Genomic DNA, 23062 nt, shown 5'->3' with positions numbered 1-23062 from the left:
CCACCGCCGATGCCGCTGCACAGCCTGCCGCCACGGAAGGCGACAACGCCGCCGCCAAGCCGGTCGCCGCCAAGACCCCGAACGGCCCAGAGCCGGTCGCCGGCACCGACTACGTCGACATCGCTGGCGGCCAGCCGTTCCAGCCGACCAACGGCAAGATCGAGGTGGCCGAGATCTTCGGCTACGTCTGCCCGGCCTGCGCGCGCTTCCAGCCGCTGATCGGCCCGTGGAAGGCCGGCCTGCCGTCGGACGTGCGCTTCGTCTATGTGCCGGCGATGTTCGGCGGCACCTGGGACGACTACGCCCGCGCGTTCTACGCCGCCGAGGCGCTGGGCGTGCAGGAGAAGACCCACGATGCGCTGTACAAGGCGATCCACGTCGACGAGACCCTGAAGGGCGAGCGTGGCCGCGACTCGGTGCAGGACATCGCCAACTTCTACGCCAAGTACGGCGTGGACCCGAAGCAGTTCGCCGACACCATGGGCAGCTTCGCGGTGGCCACCAAGACCAACCGCGCCAAGCAGTTCGCCACCCGTAGCGGCATCACCGGCACGCCGTCGCTGATCATCAACGGCAAGTACCTGGTCAAGGGCAAGAGCTACGACGACATGCTGCGCGTGGCCGATCACCTGATCGCGCGCGAGCGCGCGGCGATGGCCAAGTAAGCCGTCCGCCCCGGGCCGCACCGCCGTGACCGCTCCCGCCACCCGCACCCTGCGCGTGCTGACCGCCAACATCCAGGCCGGTTCCAGCACGCGCCGCTACAGCGACTACGTGACCCGCAGCTGGTCGCACGCGCTGCCGGCCGGACGCAAGCGCAGCAGCCTGGACGCGATCGCGCAGTTGGCCAGCGACCACGACATCGTCGGCCTGCAGGAGGCCGACCCCGGCAGCCTGCGCTCGGGCTTCACCAACCAGACCCACTACCTGGCCGAGCGCGCCGGCTTCAACTACTGGAGCCACCAGCCGAACCGACGCGTGGGCGGCGTGGCCTCCAGCGCCAACGGCCTGCTCAGCCGGCTGGAGCCGGTGGAAGTCCAGGACCACGCCCTGCCCGGCCGGCTTGGCGGGCGTGGCGTGCTGCTGGCCAAGTTCGGCAACGGCGCCGAAGGCCTGGCGGTGGCGGTGGCGCATCTGTCGCTGGGCGCCAACTCGCGCGCGGCGCAGTTGGCCTTCATCGCCGAGTTGCTGTCCGATCATCCCAACGTTGTGTTGATGGGCGACTTCAACTGCGTCGCCGACCGCCCGGAAATGCAGTTCCTGTACCAGCGCACGCGGCTGCAACCGCCGGGCTGCGTGGTGCCGACCTTCCCCAGCTGGCGCCCGCAGCGCGCCATCGACCACATCCTGGTCAGCGACGGCCTGCGCTGCAACGCGCAGCGTGCGGTGCCCGCCGCCTTTTCCGACCATCTCGCCGTGGCCACCGAAATCGAAGTGCCCCAACACTTGCTGCGCTGAGACAAAGCGCCACACCGGCATCTCATGTGGGAGGGGCTTCAGCCCCGACGCGACGCGCCAGACGTGCTCGGCAGACCCTGCGCTCAGCGACTTCACGAGCGAGACGCAAACGGCTTCAGCCGCGACGCATTTGCGAAAGTGCGTCGCGAGAAAGGCACCTCGAACCTGCTGCCACCGCAGTCAAGCCGCATCAAGGCTTGTTCTCTACCCACCGCATCGGCAACACCCTGCGAGAGCACGCGCGCGCTCCCGCTAGGTCTTTCACGCACAGGTCGCGACTAGAACTTCAGATCCGCCCGCACATACAGGTAACGCCCACCGGGAATGCCGTAGGTGGAGGCGTCGTAGCCGTTGAGCGAGCACGACAGGCAGATCGGCGGGTCCTTGTCGAAGACGTTGTTGACGCCGCCGCTGAGGGTCAGGCCCTTGAGCCAGTCGAAGCGGTAGCCCACCTGCAGGTCGTGGTAGGTGATCGCGTCCAGCGTGTTGGTGCCGGCCACCGGGTTGCTGCACACCGGGAACGCGACCGCATCGCCGCACTGTTCGGTCAGCTCGGAGATGTGCCGCAGCGTCCACGACGCATTCCAGCGGCCGCGCGACCAGTCCAGGCTCAGGTTGCTGGTCCACTCGGGAATCGAGCTGTCCACCACTTCCACGCCCGGGCGCTGCGGCTGCACCTGGCCGGCCGCGCCGGTGGCGACGTAACGGGTGACGAAGGTGTTCTGCCAGCCGATCTTGAAGCGGCCGGCGGCGGTCTCCGGCGAGTTCCAGAACAGGTCCACGTCCCAGCCGTCGGTCTTGATCGAGCCGAGGTTGGTCAACCGGTTATTGAAGCCGTTGATGCCGCCGGTGGAGGCGCGGGTGATGCCGTTGCAGTAGGTCGGCGACAGCGTGTCCACGCACAGGTCGAGCTGGGTCTGCGCGTTGATCGCCTGGATCGCGCCGTCGATGTCGTGGCGGTAGAAGGTCACCTCCACGTCGAAGCGGTCCGACCACGGCACGTTGCTGGCGAACCACGGGCTCCACACGAAGCCGGCGCTGAAGCTGCGCGCCTTCTCCGGCTCCAGCGCGCGGTTGCCGCCGGTGGTCACCGAGATCTGCGAGTTGGCCTGCTGGTAGCCGGCCGGCACGCCGAGCGTGGCGCAGTTGCTGGCGCTGCCGCGCGGCGCGGTGCCGCCCAGGCCGATCGAGCACGGGTCGGACAGGGTCAGGTCGGCGCGCGCGGCCGAGCCGTACAGTTCGCCGATGCTGGGCGCGCGGAAGCCTTCGGCATAGCTGGCGCGCAGCACGAAGTCCGGCGCCACCTGCCAGCGCAGGCCGTACTTCGGGGTGAACTTGCCGCCGAAGGTGGAGTAGTCGGAATAACGGCCGGCCAGGCTCAGGTCCAGTTTGTCGCCCAGCGGCGAGTCGGCGAAGATCGGCACGCTCAGTTCGAGGTAGGCCTCCTTGACGTCGTAGCTGCCCTGCGTCGGCAGCGACGGCACGCCGTTGTAGTGGCCGATCACGGTCAGCGGATCGGGGCGGTAGAAGCCCTCATACTTGCGGTACTCCACGCCGGTGGCGAAGGACACCGCGCCGGCCGGCAGCCGGAACAGGTCGCTGCTGAGGTTGGCGGTGAACTGGGTCAATTCGTTCTGACTGCGGTCGTGCACCACCGGCTGGATCCAGCGCAGCATGTCCGGGGTGATGCTGCCGGCGCCGCCGAAGATGTTCAGCGGCACGCAGCCGGCCACCGCCGCGCACGCCGCCGGATCGCCCAGCGCCAGGTTGATGTTGTAGATGTTGTAGCTGCCGTAGTTGGTCTGCTCGGCCTTGTTCTTGCTGTAGGCGCCGTTGACGTCCCAGAACCAGGTGCGGTCGGCGCCCTCGAAGCTGCCGATGAAGCCGGTGCCGACGTACTGGGTGTCCACGCGCTGCTCGAACACGCGCGCACCGCCTTCCACCGGGCGGCGCCCGATCATGATCAGGTTGCTGCCCGAATCCAGCGCGAAGCCGAACGGGTTGTACGGGTTGGCGGCGGAGATGACGATGTTGTCGGCCAGCGGATTGCCGGTGCCGGCGTCGGGGCCGAGGAAGATCGGTTCCGGTGCGGCCTGGTTGGTCGACTCGCGGCGGTTGCCGAGCAGCTTCAGGTACCACTGCACGTCGTCGTTGAAGAAGAAGCGGAACTGGCCGAACACGCCCTTGCGCTCGGACGGGGTCAGCAGCAGGTTGGACGCGGCGAAGTTGTAGCGGTCGGCGGTGGTGAAGCAGTGGTAGTCGTCGCTGCGGGTGCAGCCGCCGGTGCCGTCGTAACGCGGCGTGCGCGCACCGCTGTTCGGGGTCAGGTTCTGCTCGGCGCCGGTGTTGGGGTCGACGAAGATGAAACGCCCGTCCGGGGTGGCCGAACTGCCGAAGCTCAGGCCGGTGCCGGGAATCGGATACAGCGACTGCGCACGGTCGCGCGCGTAGATCGGATCCTGCTTGGTGTAGCTGGCGCCGAGGAACAAGCTGGTGCGCTCGGTGCTGTGGCCCCAGGCCAGGTCCACGCCCTTGCTGGCGCCGTCGCCCTTGTCGTACTCGCCGTAGTTCAGGGTGACCTGGCCGCCTTCGAAATTGCGCCGGGTGATGATGTTGACCACGCCGGCGATGGCATCGGAGCCGTACAGCGAGGAGGCGCCGTCTTCCAGCACCTCGACGCGCTCGACGATGGCCAGCGGGATGGTGTTGAGATCGGTGGCCGCGCCCACGCCCGAGGCCGAGGACTCGTTGACCCAGCGCATGCCGTCGACCAGCACCAGGACGCGCTTGGCGCCCAGGTGGCGCAGATCCACCTGCGCCGAACCGGCGCCGACGCCGCTGCCGTCCGGTGGGAAGCCGAAATTGCCGGAGGAGTTGAACTTGGCGTTCAAGGCCGAGCCGGAGGCGGTGAGTTCCTGCAGCACATCGCCGATGGAGGTCAGGCCGGTGCGCTCGATGTCGGCGCGGCTCAGGGTCTGCACCGGCACCTGGCCCTCGACTTCGGCACGGCGGATGCGGGTGCCGGTGACCTGCACGCTGTCCAGCGTGGTGGCCGTGCCGGGGGCGGCCGGGGGCGTCTGTTGCTGGGCGCCGGCGATGGCGGGGACGCCGCCGAGCAGGGCCAGGGATACCGCGAAGACCAAAGGATGGCGGTGCAGGAAATTCATCCGTCTCTCTCTCCAGAAAGGATGTGGGTCGGCCGCTGCGACCCCCTGCACCGCGACGGCATGGAATTCTTTGTAAACAAATCGTAAACGCCGTGCAAGCGTCCGGCAGGCAAAGCGCGGGCTATCGCGACGACTGGTCGATCTGGTAGACACGAGGGGTGCGAGGCGTGGTCAAACGGCGACCTGCCTAAGCCCCTCTCCCACCGGGAGAGGGGTTGGGGTGAGGGTACGGCGCGAAGCGTCTCGCAGGGTTCGAGCGCACGAAGCTGCACCCGTGCCTCACCCGCCCATGCCGGGGCACCGGACGGCCCGGCGCGCGATGCCGATCTGCAAACGCTGCGGGGCACGGCACTCACACGACGTGCCATCGCTCCACCGATCGCCACGATGACCCCAATACACCCAGCGCACTCACCGGCCCGCCTGGACGAACGCGGCTCCCCATCGCCGCAGCCACGCCGGCCAAAGCGACGACAGCGCCACCATCGCCAGTTGAAACGGCGATTCATCCGCGTTCGGTATAGTCCCGCGCATGATCCTGCGCACGTCTCTCCTGCTGTTCGCCGCCGCGTTGTGCGGCCCCGTTTCCGCCCTCGCTCAGTCCCTGGATGCCCAGCGCCCGGCGATCCACTCGGCGATCGACGATGCCGAGCAGGGCCGGTTCGATCCGGTCCGCGCGGCCGCGTTCAAGCAGCATCCGCTGTACGGCTGGCTGGAGTACGCCAACCTGCGCCGCAACATCGACAAGGTGTCCGATGCGCAGGCGCAGGACTTCCTCAAGCGCTACGCCGGGCAACCGGTGGCCGAGAGCTTCCGTGCGCTGTGGCTGCCGGCGCTGGCGCGGCGCGAGGACTGGCCAGCGCTGCTGGCGAACTGGAAACCCACCGAGAACCTCGGCCTGCGCTGCGCCCAGCTCAATGCGCGCCAGGCCACCGGCCGCGCCGACGCGCAGTGGGTGGACGAAGCGCAGGCGCTGTGGCGCAACGCTGGCAAGTCGCTGCCCGACGCCTGCGATCCGGTATTCGCGGTGCTGCAGGCGCGCGGCGGCATGACCGATGCGCTGCGCTGGGCGCGCGTGGAAGCGGCCGCCGACGCACAGCAGCCGGCGGTGATGCGCGCCGCCGCACGCGGCCTGCCCGCGGCCGACCTGGCCCTGGCCAACGACTACGCGGCGTTCCTGGACGCGGTGCATATGCGCGCGCTGACCTGGCCCAAGACCGAGCGCAGCCGCAAGGTGGCGGTGGATGGGCTGGCGAAGCTGGCCAAGACCGATCCGGACGCCGCCGAACGGCAACTGCCGCAGTTCGCCCAGGCGCTGCAGTTCAGCGAGGCGCAGCGCGGCACGGTGCTGTACCAGATCGCGCTGTGGACGGTGGCCTCGTACGGCCCCGATTCGGCGCGCCGGCTCAACGCGGTGCCCGAGTCCGCGTACGACGAACGCCTGCACGAGTGGCGCGCGCGCGAGGCGATGGCGCGCGGCGACTGGCCGGCGGCATTGGCCGCGATCCGCAAGATGCCGCCGGCGCAGCGCAACGATTCGCGCTGGCAGTACTTCGAGGCGCGGCTGGCGGAGAAGACCGGCAATGCCAGCGAGGCGCAGCGGCTGTACCGCGCGGCGGCCAGTTCCGCTACCTTCCACGGTTTCCTGGCCGCCGACCGGCTCAAGCAGCCGTACGCGTTGTGCCCGTGGGAACCGAACGACAGCGCGCAGGCGCAGGCGGCGGTGGCACGCGATCCGTCGCTGGTCCGCGCGCTCGAGCTGTTCAAGATCGACCGCGCCGGCTGGGCCGTGGCCGAGTGGAACGATGCGCTGAGCCGTTTCGACGACACCCAGCGGCGCTTGGCGGTGGAAGTGGCCAGCAACAATGGTTGGTTCGATCGCGCGGTGTTCGGGCTCGGCAAGCGCCCGGAGGAACAGCGCCTGTACACGCTGCGCTTCCCTTTGCACCACGCCGACACCATCCGCCGCGAAGCCGGCAAGAACGCGATCGACCCGGCCTGGGTCGCCGCCGAAATCCGCGCCGAGAGCGTGTTCAACCCCAACGCCCGCTCGCCGGCCAATGCGATGGGCCTGATGCAGGTGGTGCCGGCCACCGGCGCCAGCGTCGCCCGCAACCTGGGCCTGGCCGGCTACGGCGGCGCCGCCAGCCTGTACGACCCGGACACCAACATCGCCATCGGCACCGCCTACCTGCGCCAGTTGCTCAACACCTACGGCCTGCCCTACCTGACCATCGCCGCCTACAACGCCGGCCCCGGCCCGGCCGCGCGCTGGCAGAGCCAGCGCCCGGGCCACGATGCCGACTTCTGGATCGAGACCGTCAGCTACAAGGAAACCCGCGAGTACGTGGCGCGCATCCTGGCCTTCAGCGTGATCTACGACTGGCGCCTCAACGGCGACGCCCTGCCGGTCACCGAGCGCATGCTCGGCAAGCTGGACGCGCCGCGGAAGAAGTTTGTGTGTACGGCCGCCGATGCGGCCGCTGGGAATCGGGAATAGGGAATGGGGAATCGCAACGGCGCACCGCGCGCAACCGCGCCGAACATTGGGTCAACACGCCAGCGCGACATCAGGCGAAGGGAATCTGCTTTTACCATTCCCCATTCCCTATTCCCCATTCCCAGCCCCCCATGAACATCTACCTCGTCGGCGGCGCCGTCCGCGACGCCCTGCTCGGTCAACCGCCCGGCGACCGCGACTGGGTGGTGGTCGGCGCCAGCGCGCAGCAGATGCTGGAGCTGGGCTACAAGCAGGTCGGGCGCGATTTCCCGGTGTTCCTGCATCCGCGCAGCGGCGAGGAATACGCGTTGGCGCGCACCGAGCGCAAGGCCGGGCGCGGCTACCACGGCTTCGAGGTGCAGGCCGACCCGTCGGTGACGCTGGAAGAGGATCTGCAGCGGCGCGACTTCACCATCAACGCCATCGCCCGCGACGAGGCCGATGGGCGTCTGGTCGATCCGTATGGCGGCGCGCGCGATCTCGAGCAGCGGGTGCTGCGCCACGTCGGCCCGGCCTTCGCCGAGGATCCGCTGCGGGTGCTGCGCGCGGCGCGGTTCATGGCGCGGCTGGCACCGCTGGGATTCGTCGTCGCGCCCGAGACCATGGAGCTGATGCGCACGATGGCCGCCGGCGGCGAACTGGAAACGCTGGTGCCCGAACGTGTCTGGCAGGAACTGCGGCGCAGCCTGGCCTCGGCGCAGCCCTCGGCGTTCCTGCGCACGCTGCGCGAGGCCGACGCGCTGCGCTGGGTGCTGCCGGAGCTGGACGCGCTGTACGGGGTGCCGCAACGCGCCGAGTACCACCCCGAGGTCGACACCGGGCGCCATCAGGAGCTGGTCAGCGACATGGCCGCGCGGCTGGCGCCGGGCGATGCGCTGATCGGCTTCGCCGCGCTGACCCACGACCTGGGCAAGGCGCTGACGCCGCCGGAGGAATGGCCGCGCCACCTGATGCACGAGCAACGCGGCCTGGCGCCGCTGCGCGCGCTGAGCGAACGTCTGAAGGTGCCGCAGGAGCACCGGCAACTGGCCGAGATCGCCTGCCGCGAGCATCTGAACGTGCATCGCCTGGCCGAATTGCGCGACCGCACCGTGCACGAACTGCTGCAGCGCTGCGACGGCTTCCGCAAGCCCGAGCGCGTCGCGCAGTTGGCCACGGTGTGCGAGGCCGACAAGCGCGGCCGTCTCGGCAGCGAGGACGCCGATTACCCGCAGGGCCGCACGCTGCAGCGCCTGCATGCGGCGGCGCTGGCGGTGAACGCGCGCGACCTGGCGGCGCAGGGCCTGAGCGGCCCGCAGATCGGCGAGGCGCTGGCCAAGGCGCGGATCGCGGCGATCGCCGCGGCGCGGCCGTCGGCAACGCGGTCGGGAGAGCACGCGGGCTAGTGTTCTGCTGCCACCATCAAGGTTCGTGCGCCCGCAGCTCGCGGAATCCCGAATCGATCGCGGCCGGGTCGGCGAACTCCACCCGCAGGCCCTTGGCGGCAAGCGGGAGTACCTCAGCGTCATCGACGGCGGTGCCGCTCAAGCGCGCGATCAGCGGACCCAGCACCGCGGTGGCGAACGCGCGGGACAACGCTGCACGACACGCCAGATCGGAGACATCCGCGGGGATGGCGCTGGCAGCCGCCAGGTGCTTCTCGAAATCTCGCGAGGGCTCGAAGAAGGTGGCGACCAACATGCCGACCCCAGGTTGCCCGACCGCCATCAGGCCATAGGGGGCGAACATGTACATGGCACGCCCATTTTCCTCGGGCAGGCCCATCTCGCTGGCCCCGAACAGATGCGCGATCACGAGCCGACCGCTCTGCCATGGCAACCGCACGAGGCTTCCTTCCCTGACGTAGGCGCCGTTCTTCCACGCCGCGAAACCGGCACGAAACGCCTTCAGGAGCGCGCCGGCGACATGCGGGTTGAACCCGGCAGGTGCGGCCGGATGCCGGGAATTTTCGGCAAATCGCCGGTGCAGCAACATCATTCCCACCGACAGCTTCATCAACCACAGATGCGCTTCATCGTCCGCGACCGCGGACCAGTCCTCCGACAGGCGCTGTTCCAGCCGTCCGAACTGGGCGTTGGCCTGCGGATCGGCAGGCGCCTTGAAATCGCAGAGCCTGGCGAAGCTGCCGGCATCGCCGAGCAACACCCGGCCCGCAGCTTGATGGCGTTGCGCCAGCCAGCGCGGAATCACATGCTCGCCGGCGCCTGACACCGATATCCCGGTGAAGAGGCAGGCCGCGTCCATCGGCTCGTCGAGATAGCGGCTCGGTTCCATGCATCACCGCCTGCGTTGTCAGCGACCACCACTGTACAACGCGCACGGCAGCACGCGCGCGCAGCCGGAGCGCCGCCGGCTACTCCATCGCGCCCGCGATCCAGGTATGACGGACCTGCAACGCATCGTCCAGCAGCACCAGGTCGGCCTGGTAGCCGGGCGCGATGTGGCCGTAGCGGTGGTCCAGGCCCACGCACTGCGCCGGGTACAGCGAGGCCATGCGCGCGGCTTCTTCCAGCGGCACGCCCAGCCACTGCACGCTGTTGCGCACCGCGCTGGCCATGTCCAGCGCCGAGCCGGCCAGGGCGCCGGCGGCGTTGCGCACCACGCCGTCGATGGCGGTGATGGTTTCGCCGTACAGGTCGAACGCGGGGCTGTCGGCGCCGACCATCGGCATCGCATCGGTGACCAGGAACACGGTGCCGCGCGGCTTGGCCGCCAGCGCCACGCGCAGGCTGGCCGGATGCACGTGCACGCCGTCGACGATCACCCCGCACCAGGCGTTGCGGTCTTCCAGCGCGGCGCCGACCACGCCGGGATCGCGTCCCTGCAACGGGGTCATGGCGTTGTACAGATGGGTGAAGCCGCAGATGCCGGCGTCCAGCCCGGCACGGGTCTCTTCGTAGCTGGCGGCGGTGTGGCCGGCGAACACGCGCGCACCGGCCGCGGCCAGGGTGCGGATGCTGGCCGCCGGCACGCGCTCCGGTGCCAGGGTGATCAGGGTGACGCCGTTGTCCAGCGAGGCGGCCATGGCCAGGTCGTCGGCGTCGGGCACGCGGAACTTGTCGGCTTTGTGGGTGCCCTTGCGCGCCGGCGCCAGGTACGGCCCTTCCAGATGGATGCCGAGCACGCCCGGCACGCCCTCGGCGATGGCCTGGCGGGTCGCGGCGATCGCCGCGCGCATCACCTCCACGTCGTCGCTGATCAGCGTCGGCAGGTAGCCGGTGGTGCCGTAGCGGCGATGGCCTTGGCCGATGCGGCGCAGCGCCTCGACGTCGGTGCGGTTGTTGAACAGCACGCCGCCGCCGCCGTTGACCTGCAGGTCGATGAAGCCCGGCAGCAGGCTGCCGCCGCCCAGGTCGTGCTGCACCGGCGCTGCCGCCACGCGCGGGTCGGCGTCGTCGAGCAGGGCGAGGATGCGCCCGCCCTCCAGCAGCACGCTGACGCCGTCGAGGAACCCGTCCTCGCCGAGCACGCGCGCGTTGCGCAGCGCCACCGTGGTCATCAGACGGTCTCCGTCACTTTGTTCAGATGCGGCGGCAGGTCCGGGTTGTAGCCGCGGCGCAGCGCCAGGGCGTTGATCGCACGGTAGAAGCTCTGGATCGCCAGCAGCGGCGCGCAGGCCGGATGCGGCGCGGCGACCAGCGGCAGGTCGCCGCCGGCGCTGGCCAGCCACACCTGCGCGCCGCGGCCGCGGAACTCCTCGGCCAGGCGCCGGGTGCCCTCGCCGGCTTCGTCCGGCTGGTCGAATGCCAGCACCGGGAAACCCGGGCCGACCAGGGCCATCGGCCCGTGCTTCACTTCCGCCGAGCTGTAGGCCTCGGCGTGCAGGCCGCAGGTCTCCTTGAACTTCAGCGCCGCTTCCTGCGCCGCCGCCAGGCCCAGGCCGCGGTCGAGCACGAACAGGTTGTGCGCCTCGACCAGGCCGTCGGTGAGCGAGCGCCAGTCGGCCTGCCAGGCCGCACGCAGCGCCTGCGGCAATTCCTGCAGTGCGCCCAGCAGCGCCGGGTCGTTCTTCCAGTGCGCGCCGAGCTGCAGGATCGCCGCCAGCGACGCCAGGTAGCTCTTGGTCGCGGCCACGCTCTTCTCCGGGCCCGCGCCGAGCGGGATCACCGTGTCGGCCAGCTGCGCCAGCGGCGAATCCTCGACGTTGACCAGGGCCACCACGCGCGCGCCGGCGTCCTTGGCCGCCTGCGCGTTGCGCAGCAGGTCCGGGCTCTTGCCCGACTGCGAGATCACCAGGTACAGCGCGCCGCGCAACTGCAGCGGCGCTTCGTACACCGAGCCCACCGACGGCGAGGCCGAGGCGGTGACCACGCCGAGCTGGGTCTCGAACAGGTACTTGGCGTAGGTGGCGGCGTGGTCGGAACTGCCGCGCGCACAGGTCACCACGAACGGCGGCGGCGCGGCGCGCAACGACGCGGCGAGCGCGCTCACGGTGGCGTGGTTGCGTTCGAACTGCGCGGCGACGACCGCGGCGGCTTCCGCGGCTTCACGGAACATCAGGGTTTCGGTTTCGGAGGGCAGCGCCATGGGCAGGATCACGTGGGGTCTGGGGAGGAGGAACGGCGGGAATGCGGCTGCATGGGCGCGGTCGAGCCGCGCACCACCAGTTGCGGCACGAAGCCCTGGTTGTGCACCGGCGCCGGATGGTCTTCGTAGGCATCGCTGCGCAGTTGGCTGATCAGCAGCCGCGCGGCGTGGCGGGCGATGTCTTCGGTGGCCTGCTTGGCGGTGGTCAGCGGCGGCCACGACTGGCGCGAGAACGGGCTGTCCTCGAAGCCGGCGATGGACAGGTCGTAGGGCACGTTCATGCCCGCCGACTTGGCCGCGGCCAGCACGCCGGCGGCGATCTCGTCGTTGGAGCCGAAGATCGCGGTCGGCGGCTCGCGCAGCGCCAGCAGGCGGCGGGCGCCGCGGAAGCCGTCGTCGAAGGTGTAGTCGCCGGGGATCACCAGGTGCTTGTCCAGGGTGATGCCGTAGTCCTTCAGCGCCGCCTCGTAGCCGGCGTAGCGCTCGCCGCTGGAGCGATGCGAGGTGCCGCCCCACAGGAAGCCGATGCGCTGGTGGCCAAGCTGGATCAGGTGCTCGGTGATCTCGTAGGCGGCATCGCGGTCGTCGACGTAGACGCAGGGGCCGTCCTGCGGATCCTCGGTGGCGGCGATGATGCGCACGGTCTTGATCCCGCGCGCGGCCAGCGCCGCGACCAGGTCGGCACGCTCGGACATCGGCGCGGTCAGCACCAGCCCGGCCAGGCGCGAGCGCTGGGTCCACTCGGCCAGTTCCTCGGCGAGCATCGGCGCGGTGGAATCGCAGGGGTGGATCTGCAGGCCGAAGCCGGTCTCGCGGCAGGCGGCGAGCACGCCGTTCTGCACGCCGATGATGTGGTACGGGTTGGGGTTGTCGTACACCAGCCCGATCACGAACGGGGTGCCGCTGCGCAGGTTGCGCGCCGACGGATCCGGCTCGTAGTCGAGTTCGGCGATGGCGTGCAGCACGCGCGAGCGCGTGGCCTGCATCACCGACGGTTCGTTGTTGATGACCCGCGAAACGGTCTTCAGCGACACCCGCGCCCGTTCGGCGACGTCTTTGATGGTGGGTCTGCGCATTGGATAGGTTTGCCGAGTTGGAGAAAAGCGCGTCAGCTCACCGCGCGCCCTGGCCGACGCGGTGACCGCGCAGCGCGAAGAACAGGATGTACAGGTAGCAGGCGATCATCAGGCCGGCGAAGACCACCTGGAAATCGAAGGACTCCTTCAGATGGGCGAACAGCTGCGGCACCGCGGCGCCGCCCACGATGCCCATGATCAACAGCGCTGCGCCCTTTTCGGTGAACTTGCCCAGCCCCTTGATGGCCAGCGGGAAGATGGCCGGCCACATGATGGCGTTGGCGAATCCGAGCGCCGCCACGAACGCCACCGAGACATAGCCCCCGGTCACCATCGCGCACAGCGAAAACACGATGCCGAGGCAAGCCGAAATGGACAGGTACTTTTCCTGGGAGATGTACTTCGGGATCAGCACCAGGCCAAGCAGGTAGCCGGCCAACATGCAGGCCAGCGTGCCGATGGTGAAATATTTCGCGTAGTCGAGCGAGAGACCGAGGCTGTTGCCGTAGATGCCGATCGCATCGCCGGCCATCACCTCGGCGCCGACGTACACGAAGATGCACAACGCGCCCAGCCACACGTGCGGAAACGCGAAGATGCTGTCGCGGCTGCGCTCGTCGGAGGCCGACGCGTTCGCCGTCTCGGGGCTGATCTCGGGCAAGGGCGAGAACAGGATGGCGACGGAAAGCACGGCCAGGATACCGGCGATCGCCATGTAGGGGCCGTGGATGCGGCCAGCGAACTCCTGCAACAGCAGTTCCTTCTGCGCAGGCAGCACCTGTTCGATCTGCGTCGAAAAATCCTCCATGCCGTGCAGGACCACTTTCGCCAGTCCATAGGTGGCCAGCGCGCCCGCCACCTTGTTGCAGATGCCCATCAGCGCGATACGGCGCGCCGCGCCGTCGATCGGCCCAAGAATGCTGATGTACGGATTGACCGCGGTCTGCAGCAAGGCCAGGCCGCCGCCGATGATGAAGATGCCGCTCACCGCGCCCACGTAGGAACGGGCATTGGTGAACTGGCCGAAGATCGCGGCGCCGATCGCCATGATCAGCAGGCTCAGCGCCAGGCCCTTCTTCATCCCGGTCAGCTTCAGGATGAGCGAAGAAGGCAATGCCAGGCAGAAGTAGGAAATGTAGAACGCACTCGGGATGAGAAACGCGAAGGTGTCGCTGACATTGAAGGCGACCTTGGCGAACAGGATCAACGGCCCGTTGATCCAGGTAAAGAAGCCCATGATGAAGAACAACAGGCCGACGATGGCGATGGAAGCGTAGGGACTGGCGGGCCGTGCGGTGGTCATGGGCGGCGTGCTCCGGGAGGGCGCGGGGATCGGCGGTCAGCGTCGCAGTTCGGCGACGAAGTCGTAGTAGTCGTTGTGGCAATAGGTGTCGGTCAGTTCGATCGCGCTGCCGTCGCGGGTGTAGCCGACCCGCACCACGTGCAGGATCGCCTCGCCTTCCTTCATGCCGAGATGGCCGGCCAGCCGCGCCGGCAGGTTGATGGCGCGGAAGTATTGCAGCGCCCGCACCACCGGGGTGCCGCGCTCGTCCAGGTAGCTGTAGAGCGAATCGGCGATGGCGTGCGGATCGGGCACCACGTGCTGCGGCAGCACCGCCTTCTCGTAGGCCATCACCCGGCCGTCGGCGCTGCGCAGGCGGGTCAGCGCCGCGACGACCGTGTCCGGGGACAGGCCAAGGCGCAGGATCTCCTCGCCATGCGCCGGGCGCGTGCGCCGCTCCAGCCAGCGCGTGCCCGGCTCCAGACCCTTCATGCGCAGGGTTTCGCTGAAGCTGGCCAGGCCGCTGAGCTGGTGCTGGATGTGCGAGGTGACGAAAGTGCCGGCGCCCTGCCGGCGCGACACCAGGCCTTGTTCGACCAGCGCATCCACGGCCTGACGCAGCGTGACCCGCGACACCTGCAGGTACTCGCACAGCTGCCGTTCGGCCGGCAACGCCTCGCCCGGCTTCCATTGCCCGCCCTTGATCGCCTCCACCAGCTTGCTGGCCAGTTGCAGGTACAGCGGCGTGGGCGCGTCCGGGTCCACGGCCAGCGCATGCAGGCGTGGATCGGCCTGCGGCTTGGGCTTGGTCATGGCGAGCTCTCCAGTCCGCATGGATTCATTATGTCCAATATAGTACCAATCGGCGGGTCGTGCACGTCGCGCCACAGCACGCGGCGCAGGCCCCGGACCGACAGCGCTGCCCGACCACGGCAACAGCGCAGTGGCGCGTCACCCCGAAATTCGCGGCGGCGAGTCGCCCAAGTCCCCTGGCCTCGGGCCCCGCCCTGCGCACGGCGAGCGACCAATTCCCGCCAGCGCTGGCGCCCATGTCCAGGCGGCGGTCATGGCCGATGCCGATGGATCATGTGCCGGTATCCGCCCTTCGGCGAGCTTGGGTGCAGCGCCGCAAACCGCATCGTTGTCACCGGCGGACACGAATTTGTCTACAAGCCACAAGACCAATCACGGCGATGCCTGGCAGAGGTCTGAACCACCGCCCCTGCGACAGCCCGGATCGCGATAAATCCCCGGAAATCGGCCCAAGTCATCGACGTGAAGGCCGGTACGCGACCCGACACGCTGCAGCGCGATCCCGGACACGACAGGTCGGTTTTGCCCCGCCACCGGGGCCACCCCCGCGGCATCGCGTTGACATCGTTGTCACCGGATCGTAAAGGTTCTGCACGCTTCGCAACGAATTCGGCACAAACACGGCGTCCGCGGACCCAGGGGAATCGGCATCGGTCCGCGCCGCCAGGCAGCACGCAACTCCGTCCCGCACCGTCGGCCACGCCGACGGTGCCCATCCATGAATGATGAGGAGAGACATCATGCGTCACCGCCCGTCCGTCCTGTCGGCCGCCATCGCCGCCAGCGTCCTCGCCTTCGCCGCGCAGGCGCAGCAGGCCGATTCCGCCGCCACCGATCTGGACGCGGTCCAGGTGGTCGGCATCCGCGCCAGCCTGGAGAAGTCGCTGGACACCAAGCGCAACAACGTCACCGTGTCCGAGGCGATCACCGCCGAGGACATCGGCAAGTTCCCCAGCACCAACGTCGCCGAGGCGTTCGCGCAGATTCCCGGCGTCACCATCGACCGCCGCTTCGGCCAGGGCGAGCGGGTCAGCATCGACGGCACCGATCCCAGCCTCAATCTGTCGTTCCTGGACGGCCACCCGGTGGCGCAGGCGATCTGGCTGTACGGCGAGCAGCCCAACCGCGGCTTCGACTACACCCTGCTGTCGCCGCAGATCCTGGGCCGCGCGGAGATCGTCAAGTCCACCGAGGCGCGGCTGACCGAAGGCAGCCTCGGCGGCACCGTGCTGATGCATACACGCCAGCCGCTGGACCTGAAGGCCAACGAGATCGCCGGCTCGGTCGGCTACAGCTACAGCCAGCAGGCCAGCGAGGGCAAGCCCAACGCCTCGCTGCTGTACAGCTGGAAGAATCCGCAGGAGACCTTCGGCGTCGCGGTGTCCGCGCAGCATTACGAGGAACGCGTGGACCGCCAGGGTCTGGAGGTGTTCGGCTACGCCAAGGCCGGCAGCTTCGCCAATGCCGCCGGCGTGCCGGCCGATGCGGACGTGCCCAACTCGATCAACGCCGCCTGGTTCCAGCAGGACCGCAAGCGCGACAGCGCGGTGGTGAATCTGCAGCTCAAGCCCAGCGACGCGCTGGAGTTCAACCTCAGCGGCCTGTACATCAAGGAAGACTTCGACAACTACAACCAGTCGATGTACAGCTTCCTCACCTGGAACCCGGGCACCGTGGCCGCGGTCGACGCGCTGGGCGACGTGCGCAATGGCGTGGTCAACAGCGGCCATTCCAGCGCCAACGCCAATGCGGGCGGCGGCACGGTGATCTACGACAACAACGTGCGCCAGTCGCAGGTGACCACCAAGGGCCTGGACCTGCGCGGCGCCTACCGCGGCGAACGCTGGACCCTGCGTGGCCAGGTCGGCCAGAGCAAGTCCGACAACGACCACCTGGCGCAGTACTTCATCGAGCCGTTCTACAACGGCGGCTTCCGCTGGGATCTGGACCGCGGCATCCGCTTCGACGATCCCACCGCCGCGCGCAACCCGGCCAACTGGGGCTCGGCCGGCGGCTGGATCGGCAACAACGGCGTGTTTTCCACCCAGAGCAAGGACCGCTACGGCCAGCTCGATCTGGACCTGCAGTTCGACGGCGTGTTCAACCAGTTGCTGGTCGGCGTGCGCCAGGGCAAGCACGACGAGGACTTCGCGCTCAACGTGTACGGCGGCGTCACCCCGGCCACCCTGGCCGACATCGGCACCATCGGCCTGACCGACATCCGCGGGTTCTATCCCGACCACGGCCAGCACGTACAGGCCGGGCGCGGCAACGTGATCGACTGGATCCGCAACAGCCCGGTCGACTACGCCAATCCGGACCCGTCCAGCTACCTCAACAACACCTGGGCGCTGCAGCAGACCAACAACGCCGGCTACGTGCAGCTGAACTTCTCCAACGCCGGCCTGCGCGGCAACCTGGGCCTGCGCTACGTGCGCTCCAAGACCGAAGGCAGCGGCTTCGTCTACAGCGGCACGCCGACCCTGCAGGATCTGGACAGCAAGTGGCAGACCCGCACGCAGACCGAGCACTTCCTGCTGCCGTCGTTGAACCTGGCCTACGACACCGCCAACGACTGGGTGTTCCGCTTCGGCGCCGGCAAGGTGATCGCCTGGGCGCCGTACAACCAGATGGTCAACAACACCTTCCTCAACGACACCACGCTCACCGGCAGCGGCGGCAATGCCGCGCTGTCGCCATACGAATCGTGGAACTTCAACCTCTCGGCCGAGTACTACTTCGCGCCGCAGGCGGTGGTGGCGTGGTCCATCTTCTACAAGAAGATCGACAACTACATCGACACCTCGGCCACCATCGAGCGCCAGTACAACGCGATCCGCGACACCTCGCCGCAGACCTGGGCGCAGATGCTCGGCAGCAACGGCTGCACCGCCGACGGCTACTGCGACTACAGCATCCAGCGCCCGCGCAACGCCGGCACCGGCAAGGTCAAGGGCTTCACCCTGGCCTACCAGCAGCCGTTCGGCGACAGCGGCTTCGGCCTGTCGGCCAACTACACCTATGCCAGCGGCGAGAACAACAGCGGCAACCCGCTGCCCTACCAGTCGCGCAACAGCGTCGCCTTCAGCCCCTACTACGAGAAGGGACCGTGGAACGCGCGGATCAGCCTGAACTGGCGCGACAGCTACCTGGCCGGCGGCTACGTCGCCGGCGCCGCGCCGGCCAGCGTCGACGCCTACACCGACCTGGGTGCGAGCGTGGGCTATGCGTTCAACGCGCAGTGGTCGCTGCAACTGGACGCACAGAACCTGCTGGACGAGGAATACCTGCAGTACCTGAGCGACAAGGACCACCCGGTCGGGCGCTACCACAACGGCCGCCGCTACATGGCGACGCTGCACTTCAAGTTCTGAGCGTGAGGCTTCACCTGCGCTGCGGCATCATCGCCGCGGCGCAGGTGCGCACAGACCAGTGGACGCAGCGCCGGCGCGCGACCGCCGGCGCATGCACGGGCACGCCTCAGCGCGGGAACTGCACGTGCCCGTCGGCGAAGTACACGCCCTTGTCGCCCTGGCTGGGCAACGCGCCGAGCGTATCGGTGACCACCTGGCCGCGGATGTCGGTGAGGCGGATCTCCAGCAGTTGCGCGCCCATCTGCTCGCCGACGAAATGGTTGTACGCGGTCTTCGGCAGGCTGACCCAGTCGCCGTTCTTCCTGTATTCGAACTTCACCACCGGATAGCGGTGGTTGCGCACCTGGATCGCCGCCCAGTATTGCGAACTGCCCTCCTTGATCCGGTACACCACGTTGCCGGTGACCGGTGCGGCCACCACCTGCCAGCGGATCGGGATGCGCCCGGCGCTGGTGTCGCCGATCGCGGCGAAGGCATTGGGCGACAGGTCCAGCCCGCAGTCGGCGCCCTCCGGATACAGGTCGGTGACGTACACGGTGACCGTGCCGCGCGGTCCCTGCACCTGCAGGTAGGCACCGGCCAGCGCCGCCTGGATTCCGCCGTCATTGAGCTGCGTCGGGTTCAGCGCGGTGATCGTGGCGGTCGGGTCGATGGGATCCAGCAGCAGCGCGCCGCCGGAATAGCCGGAACTGGTGTAGGTAGCGGTGCCGCTGCAGACATCGTTCCAGGCAGCGTTGGCGGGTGCGGCGGCACTGATGGCCAGGCACAGCGCGGCGAACAGGCCGGCGCCGCGCGCGGCACGGGGGGAGTAGCGTGCTTGCATGCGTGTTCTCCTGCACAGGCGCGCGGAGTCGCCGCGCGGCGACCGGACACCTGCCCGGCGCCGGCACTCTAGGACGCGGTACGCGTGCCGCGCCTTGCGCGCGGCCTGGGATTCCACAACTTGGCCGACGCCGTAGACCGCGCGGTCACGTCGCTCAACGGCGGCTGCCGCGCTCCAGCCGCCACAGCAGATCGCGCCACGGCGTGGCCGCGGTGGCCATGCCGGCCGCCACGCCCAGGGCGTCGGCCAGGGCATCCAGCGGATCGGCCGAGCGCGTGGTGGTCCAGGCGCCCTGCGCGAATTCGATGCCCACGCCCAGCGCCAGCAGACCCAGCGCGGCCCAGGTCCAGGCGCGTGGTCCGGCATAGACCTGCACCGCCGCGGCGGCCAGCACCAGGTAGGCGATGAAATGCTCGACCTTGTCGGTGTCGGGCAGGTCCGACAACTGCGGCGGGTGCGGCATCAGGCACACGTAGATCAGCACCGCGATGCCCAGCCACCACAGCCCCAGCCACAGCCAGGGCCAGCGGAAGTCGCGCACTGCCGCCATCACAGCCGCCAGGTCAGGTCGCCGGACAGGAACGCCGGCGCCAGCGACACGTCGCGCTCGAAGCCCATCACCTGGAAACGCTCGCCCATCTCGCTGGGCAGGGTCAGCTGTTTCACCTGCTGACGCAGGCGCAGTTGCACGGCTGCGTCGCTGCGCGCCTCGGCCTCGGCCAACAGCGCGTCCAGGCCGTTGCCGAGCAGGAAGCTGGCCTGATTGCAGTAACCGGCCAGGTCGAAGCCCGCCCCGGTGCCGGCCTCGGCCAGCGCGGTGAAGTCCACAGACGCGGTCAGGTCCTGCAGGCCCGGCCAGCGGTACGGATCGGCATGCGTGCGATGCCGGTAGAACGCGCGCAAGGTGCCGTCGTCGCGCTCGGGCAGATAGAACTCGCGGCGCGGATAGCCGTAGTCCACGAACAGCATCGCGCCGCTGCGCAGGCCGCCGGCCACCGCCTGGATCCAGTACGGCAACTGCGGCAGCAATTCGGAACGGTAGCCGTCGGCGAAGGGCGCCTGCAGATAGCGTTCGATGTGCCGCACCGCGGCCGCCAGCAGCGGATCGGCCGGCTGTTCGCCGCGGCGGAAGCGGCCCTCGCCATCCAGCGTCACGGTCTCCTCGAACACCTCGCCATCGCGCAGCGCGAAGCGCGGCGTCGGCAGGGCGTCGATCACCTCGTTGGCGAACAGCACGCCGTTCCAGTCGTCGTCGAACGGGCGGTCCAGCCATTCCACCAAGTCGAACACCGGCGGGATCAGCGCGCGCGCTAGGCGCTCGCGCTGGCGTTCGCGCAGGTCGGCGCTGGGTTCCAGGATCGCATAGCGCTCTGGCAGCGCATCCAGCACCAGCAGGCGCTTGAGCATGACCTCGGCGAACGCGCCGCTGCCGCCGCCCACTTCGAGCATGCGCGCCTGCGGCCCGAGTTGCTGCAGCACCGGCGCCAACGCATTGGACACGGTGGCGGCGAACAGCGGCCCCAGTTCCGGCGCGGTGACGAAATCGCCCTCTTCGCCGAACTTGCTGCTGCCGGCGCTGTAGTAGCCCAGGCCGGGCGCGTACAGCGCCAGCTCCATGAAGCGCGAGAACGGAATGGCTCCGCCAGCGGCGGCGATCTCGGCGCGCAGATGCGCGGCCAGGCGCTCGCTGTGGGCCAGCGCGGTGGCATCGGGCAAAGGAAGGTCGGTGGGCATGCGCTGCGCGATTGCGTGGACAATGCACAGCATAGCCGAGCATGGAACCCGTACATGACCCAGACCAAAGTCGCCCTGATCACCGGCGGCGCGCGGCGCATCGGCGCCGGCATCGCCCGACGCCTGCACGCAGCCGGCTATGACCTCGCCTTGCATGCGCACACCTCGCAGGCCGAACTGCAGACGCTGGCGCAGGAACTGGAATCCCAGCGCGCCGGCAGCACATTGACCCTGCAGGCCGACCTGCGCGACACCGCGCAGTTGCCCGATCTGGTGGCGCAGTGCGTGGCCCGCTTCGGCCGGCTCGACGCGCTGGTCAACAACGCCTCCAACTTCTATCCCACGCCGCTGCACGAAGCCACGCCGGCGCAGTGGGACGACCTGTTCGCGGTCAACGCGCGCGCCCCGCTGTTCCTGGCGCAGGCCGCCGCCGCGCAACTGCGCCAGCACGGCGGCGCGATCGTCAACCTCACCGACCTGCACGCGGAAACGCCGCTGCGCGCGCATCCGCTGTATAGCGCAGCCAAGGCCGCCCTGGCGATGCTGACCCGCTCGCTGGCGCTGGAACTGGCACCGCAGGTCCGCGTCAACGCCATCGCCCCCGGTGCGATCCTGTGGCCCGACGCCGGCAAGGACGCCGCCGCGCAGCAGGCCCTGCTGGCACGCACCCCGCTGGCACGCACCGGCCAGGTCGAGGAAATCGCCGACACCGTGCGCTGGCTGCTCGACGACGCCAGCTTCGTCACCGGACAGACCGTGCGGGTGGATGGCGGACGCGGGCTGACTTGAAGGCTGGGAATGGGGAATGGGGAATCGGCAAGCGCGCCCTCTTTCCCGCCATTGCTGAGAGCTACGCCAGGCCGCGCCATGACAGCGCGACGATCGGCCCGGCACCCGGCTCTACCGATTCCCCAATCCCGATTCCCCATTCCCGGCGCCATCATCCAACTCGACCACCTCGAGCACCTTCCCGTGCTCGGCATGCGCCTGCCATAGCGCGCCCAGGGTTTGGCCGGTGACCGGGTCGACGAAGTCGGCGGCGATGTCGGCCAGCGGCTTGAGCACGAAGGCGTGGCGCAGCTCGGGCCGCGGGATGCGCAGGTGGCCGGGGCCTTCGACGATGCGGTCGCCGTAGAACACCACGTCGATGTCCAGGGTGCGGTCGCTGAAGCGCGGGCCGCTGCGGTCGCGCCCGTGCGCGTCCTCCAGCGCATGCAGCCAGTCGTCCAGCGGCGCGAGCTCCCAGTCGGTCTGCAGCGCCACCGCGTTGTTCAGGAAGGCCGGGCCGTCGAAACCGACCGCCGCGGTGCGATAGGTCGGCGACACCGCGACCGCACCGAACTGTCGGCGCAGCGCCGCGATCGCCGCGGCCAGGTGGTGATGCGGGCGCAGGTTGCTGCCCAGGCTCAGAAGCACGGTGGTCATGCGCTATTCGCGCATGCCGCGACCGCGAGCGTCAACGGCTAGCCAAGCCCGAGCCGCCCCCATAGAATCGGGACGTACCCGGTTTTCGGCAGCGCCATGACATATTGCGTCGGCATCGAAGTGGACGAAGGCCTGGTCTTCGCCGCTGACACCCGCACCAACGCCTCGCTGGACGACGTCCGCGTCCACCGCAAGCTGCATGTGTTCGAGTATCCGGGCCAGGCGGTGTTCGCGCTGATGTCGGCCGGCAACCTGGCGACCACGCAGCTGACCCTTTCGCGCCTGCAGCGCGACGCCGACGATGCGGACGCGCCGCGCAGCCTGCGCACCTTCCGGCACCTGTTCGAGGTCGCCGAATACGTCGGCGACGTGCTGGCCTCCAGCCAGGTCAAGCTGTCCGAGCAATCGCAGCACAGCGGCATCAACGTGCAGTCGACGCTGATCCTGGGCGGGCAGATCGCCGGCGAACGGCCCGGGCTGTACATGATCTATCCGCTCGGCAACGCCATCGCCACCTCGCCGGAAACGCCGTACCTGCAGATCGGCGAATCCAAGTACGGCAAGCCGATCCTGGACCGCATCATCCGCTCGGAGATGCAACTGGAAGACGCCGCACGCACCGCCCTGGTGTCGCTGGACTCGACCATCCGTTCCAACCTGTCGGTGGGCATGCCGATCGATGTGGCGCTGATCCGCCGCAACGACCTGCGGGTAACCGAGCGCATGCGCCTGGAAGCCGACACCCCGCTATACGCCGAGATCCACGACACCTGGTCGCGCAAGCTGGAGAACGCCGTGCGCACCCTGCCGCGCTTCCCCTGGGAACCGGCCCTGTCCGCCGACCACGACACCGAATCGCGCGACGCCCTGCCGCCCCTGCCCC

At 69.2% G+C, this 23062-nt stretch carries 17 protein-coding genes and 1 pseudogene; 7 read left to right on the top strand and 11 right to left on the bottom strand.

The annotated features are described in order from the left end of the window. Together CEK68_RS14925 and CEK68_RS14920 are read left to right on the top strand one after the other, a co-directional pair. Nucleotides 1–665 (top strand): thiol:disulfide interchange protein DsbA/DsbL (locus CEK68_RS14925; protein WP_152239840.1); only part of this gene is annotated, 665 nt, incomplete at its 5' end. A 25-nt stretch (nt 666–690) separates the two neighbouring features. Next, a complete protein-coding gene (locus CEK68_RS14920) occupies nt 691–1458 on the top strand; it encodes an endonuclease/exonuclease/phosphatase family protein (protein ID WP_152237554.1) in 768 nt (255 codons plus the stop codon). 278 nt (nt 1459–1736) lie between these two features. Here the strand turns inward: CEK68_RS14920 and CEK68_RS14915 are convergent, their stop codons facing one another. Further along, the gene (locus CEK68_RS14915; RefSeq protein ID WP_152239839.1) at nt 1737–4625 is read right to left on the bottom strand and encodes a TonB-dependent receptor; all 2889 of its coding nucleotides are present in this window, start codon (nt 4623–4625) and stop codon (nt 1737–1739) included. 532 nt (nt 4626–5157) lie between these two features. On the opposite strand from CEK68_RS14915, the gene CEK68_RS14910 reads away from it, so the two are divergent. After that, nucleotides 5158–7125 carry a transglycosylase SLT domain-containing protein gene (locus CEK68_RS14910; RefSeq protein WP_152239838.1) on the top strand — a complete coding sequence of 656 codons (1968 nt, stop codon included), beginning with the start codon at nt 5158–5160 and terminating at the stop codon, nt 7123–7125. A gap of 131 nt (nt 7126–7256) precedes the next feature. Beyond that, nucleotides 7257–8510 (top strand): multifunctional CCA addition/repair protein, encoded by a 1254-nt coding sequence (locus CEK68_RS14905; protein WP_152239837.1) that lies wholly within the window; start codon nt 7257–7259, stop codon nt 8508–8510. 16 nt (nt 8511–8526) lie between these two features. Here CEK68_RS14905 and CEK68_RS14900 read toward each other — a convergent pair whose 3' ends face one another. The 6 genes from CEK68_RS14900 to CEK68_RS14875 form a co-directional block, all read right to left on the bottom strand. Further along, nucleotides 8527–9399 carry a hypothetical protein gene (locus CEK68_RS14900; protein WP_152239836.1) on the bottom strand — a complete coding sequence of 291 codons (873 nt, stop codon included), beginning with the start codon at nt 9397–9399 and terminating at the stop codon, nt 8527–8529. A 79-nt stretch (nt 9400–9478) separates the two neighbouring features. Beyond that, the gene (gene nagA, locus CEK68_RS14895; RefSeq protein ID WP_152239835.1) at nt 9479–10624 is read right to left on the bottom strand and encodes an N-acetylglucosamine-6-phosphate deacetylase; all 1146 of its coding nucleotides are present in this window, start codon (nt 10622–10624) and stop codon (nt 9479–9481) included. Further along, complete coding sequence (locus CEK68_RS14890) at nt 10624–11652, bottom strand: SIS domain-containing protein (RefSeq protein WP_043095531.1); 1029 nt, start codon at nt 11650–11652, stop codon at nt 10624–10626. Before CEK68_RS14890 ends, nagA begins: the two co-directional genes overlap by 1 nt. Before the next feature lie 8 nt (nt 11653–11660). Continuing rightward, the gene (locus CEK68_RS14885; RefSeq protein WP_010343153.1) at nt 11661–12728 is read right to left on the bottom strand and encodes a LacI family DNA-binding transcriptional regulator; all 1068 of its coding nucleotides are present in this window, start codon (nt 12726–12728) and stop codon (nt 11661–11663) included. A gap of 37 nt (nt 12729–12765) precedes the next feature. After that, entirely contained in the window at nt 12766–14031 is a 1266-nt protein-coding gene (locus CEK68_RS14880; RefSeq protein ID WP_017908362.1) for a sugar MFS transporter, read from the bottom strand. Between the two features lie 36 nt (nt 14032–14067). Continuing rightward, on the bottom strand, nt 14068–14823 hold the full coding sequence (locus tag CEK68_RS14875; protein WP_010343151.1) for a GntR family transcriptional regulator: 756 nt from the start codon (nt 14821–14823) through the stop codon (nt 14068–14070). Nucleotides 14824–15563: 740 nt separating this feature from the next. On the opposite strand from CEK68_RS14875, the gene CEK68_RS14870 reads away from it, so the two are divergent. Beyond that, the gene (locus tag CEK68_RS14870) at nt 15564–18197 is read left to right on the top strand and encodes a TonB-dependent receptor (RefSeq protein ID WP_152239834.1); all 2634 of its coding nucleotides are present in this window, start codon (nt 15564–15566) and stop codon (nt 18195–18197) included. A gap of 106 nt (nt 18198–18303) precedes the next feature. Here the strand turns inward: CEK68_RS14870 and CEK68_RS14865 are convergent. The 3 genes and pseudogenes from CEK68_RS14865 to CEK68_RS14855 all read right to left on the bottom strand — a co-directional run. Further along, nucleotides 18304–18909, bottom strand: a pseudogene (locus CEK68_RS14865) (expansin EXLX1 family cellulose-binding protein); the annotation flags it as partial. A gap of 265 nt (nt 18910–19174) precedes the next feature. Beyond that, nucleotides 19175–19570 (bottom strand): VanZ family protein, encoded by a 396-nt coding sequence (locus CEK68_RS14860; protein ID WP_148827596.1) that lies wholly within the window; start codon nt 19568–19570, stop codon nt 19175–19177. Next, entirely contained in the window at nt 19570–20754 is a 1185-nt protein-coding gene (locus CEK68_RS14855; protein ID WP_152239832.1) for an SAM-dependent methyltransferase, read from the bottom strand. Before CEK68_RS14855 ends, CEK68_RS14860 begins: the two co-directional genes overlap by 1 nt. A 54-nt stretch (nt 20755–20808) precedes the next feature. On the opposite strand from CEK68_RS14855, the gene CEK68_RS14850 reads away from it, so the two are divergent. Beyond that, entirely contained in the window at nt 20809–21543 is a 735-nt protein-coding gene (locus tag CEK68_RS14850; RefSeq protein WP_152239831.1) for a pteridine reductase, read from the top strand. 111 nt (nt 21544–21654) lie between these two features. Here the strand turns inward: CEK68_RS14850 and folK are convergent, their stop codons facing one another. Beyond that, a complete protein-coding gene (gene folK / locus CEK68_RS14845; protein WP_152239830.1) occupies nt 21655–22179 on the bottom strand; it encodes a 2-amino-4-hydroxy-6-hydroxymethyldihydropteridine diphosphokinase in 525 nt (174 codons plus the stop codon). Nucleotides 22180–22275: 96 nt separating this feature from the next. Between folK and CEK68_RS14840 the strand changes: the two genes are divergently transcribed. Next, nucleotides 22276–23062: 20S proteasome subunit A/B (locus CEK68_RS14840; RefSeq protein ID WP_152239829.1), on the top strand; the 787-nt coding region annotated here is incomplete at its 3' end.

Source organism: Xanthomonas sp. LMG 12461 (genome assembly GCF_009192935.1).
Classification (GTDB): Bacteria; Pseudomonadota; Gammaproteobacteria; order Xanthomonadales; family Xanthomonadaceae; genus Xanthomonas_A; species Xanthomonas_A sontii.
The sequence above is the reverse complement of the archived record's forward strand: the minus strand, read 5'-3'. Positions and strand labels throughout refer to the sequence as shown.

Excerpts from the sequence above, each read along its gene's own strand:
- CEK68_RS14915 (WP_152239839.1), bottom strand. The coding sequence starts at position 4,625 with ATGAATTTCCTGCACCGCCATCCTTTGGTCTTCGCGGTATCCCTGGCC.
- CEK68_RS14910 (WP_152239838.1), top strand. The coding sequence starts at position 5,158 with ATGATCCTGCGCACGTCTCTCCTGCTGTTCGCCGCCGCGTTGTGCGGC.
- CEK68_RS14905 (WP_152239837.1), top strand. The coding sequence starts at position 7,257 with ATGAACATCTACCTCGTCGGCGGCGCCGTCCGCGACGCCCTGCTCGGT.
- CEK68_RS14900 (WP_152239836.1), bottom strand. The coding sequence starts at position 9,399 with ATGGAACCGAGCCGCTATCTCGACGAGCCGATGGACGCGGCCTGCCTC.
- nagA (WP_152239835.1), bottom strand. The coding sequence starts at position 10,624 with ATGACCACGGTGGCGCTGCGCAACGCGCGCGTGCTCGGCGAGGACGGG.
- CEK68_RS14890 (WP_043095531.1), bottom strand. The coding sequence starts at position 11,652 with ATGGCGCTGCCCTCCGAAACCGAAACCCTGATGTTCCGTGAAGCCGCG.
- CEK68_RS14885 (WP_010343153.1), bottom strand. The coding sequence starts at position 12,728 with ATGCGCAGACCCACCATCAAAGACGTCGCCGAACGGGCGCGGGTGTCG.
- CEK68_RS14880 (WP_017908362.1), bottom strand. The coding sequence starts at position 14,031 with ATGACCACCGCACGGCCCGCCAGTCCCTACGCTTCCATCGCCATCGTC.
- CEK68_RS14875 (WP_010343151.1), bottom strand. The coding sequence starts at position 14,823 with ATGACCAAGCCCAAGCCGCAGGCCGATCCACGCCTGCATGCGCTGGCC.
- CEK68_RS14870 (WP_152239834.1), top strand. The coding sequence starts at position 15,564 with ATGCGTCACCGCCCGTCCGTCCTGTCGGCCGCCATCGCCGCCAGCGTC.
- CEK68_RS14860 (WP_148827596.1), bottom strand. The coding sequence starts at position 19,570 with ATGGCGGCAGTGCGCGACTTCCGCTGGCCCTGGCTGTGGCTGGGGCTG.
- CEK68_RS14855 (WP_152239832.1), bottom strand. The coding sequence starts at position 20,754 with ATGCCCACCGACCTTCCTTTGCCCGATGCCACCGCGCTGGCCCACAGC.
- CEK68_RS14850 (WP_152239831.1), top strand. The coding sequence starts at position 20,809 with ATGACCCAGACCAAAGTCGCCCTGATCACCGGCGGCGCGCGGCGCATC.
- folK (WP_152239830.1), bottom strand. The coding sequence starts at position 22,179 with ATGACCACCGTGCTTCTGAGCCTGGGCAGCAACCTGCGCCCGCATCAC.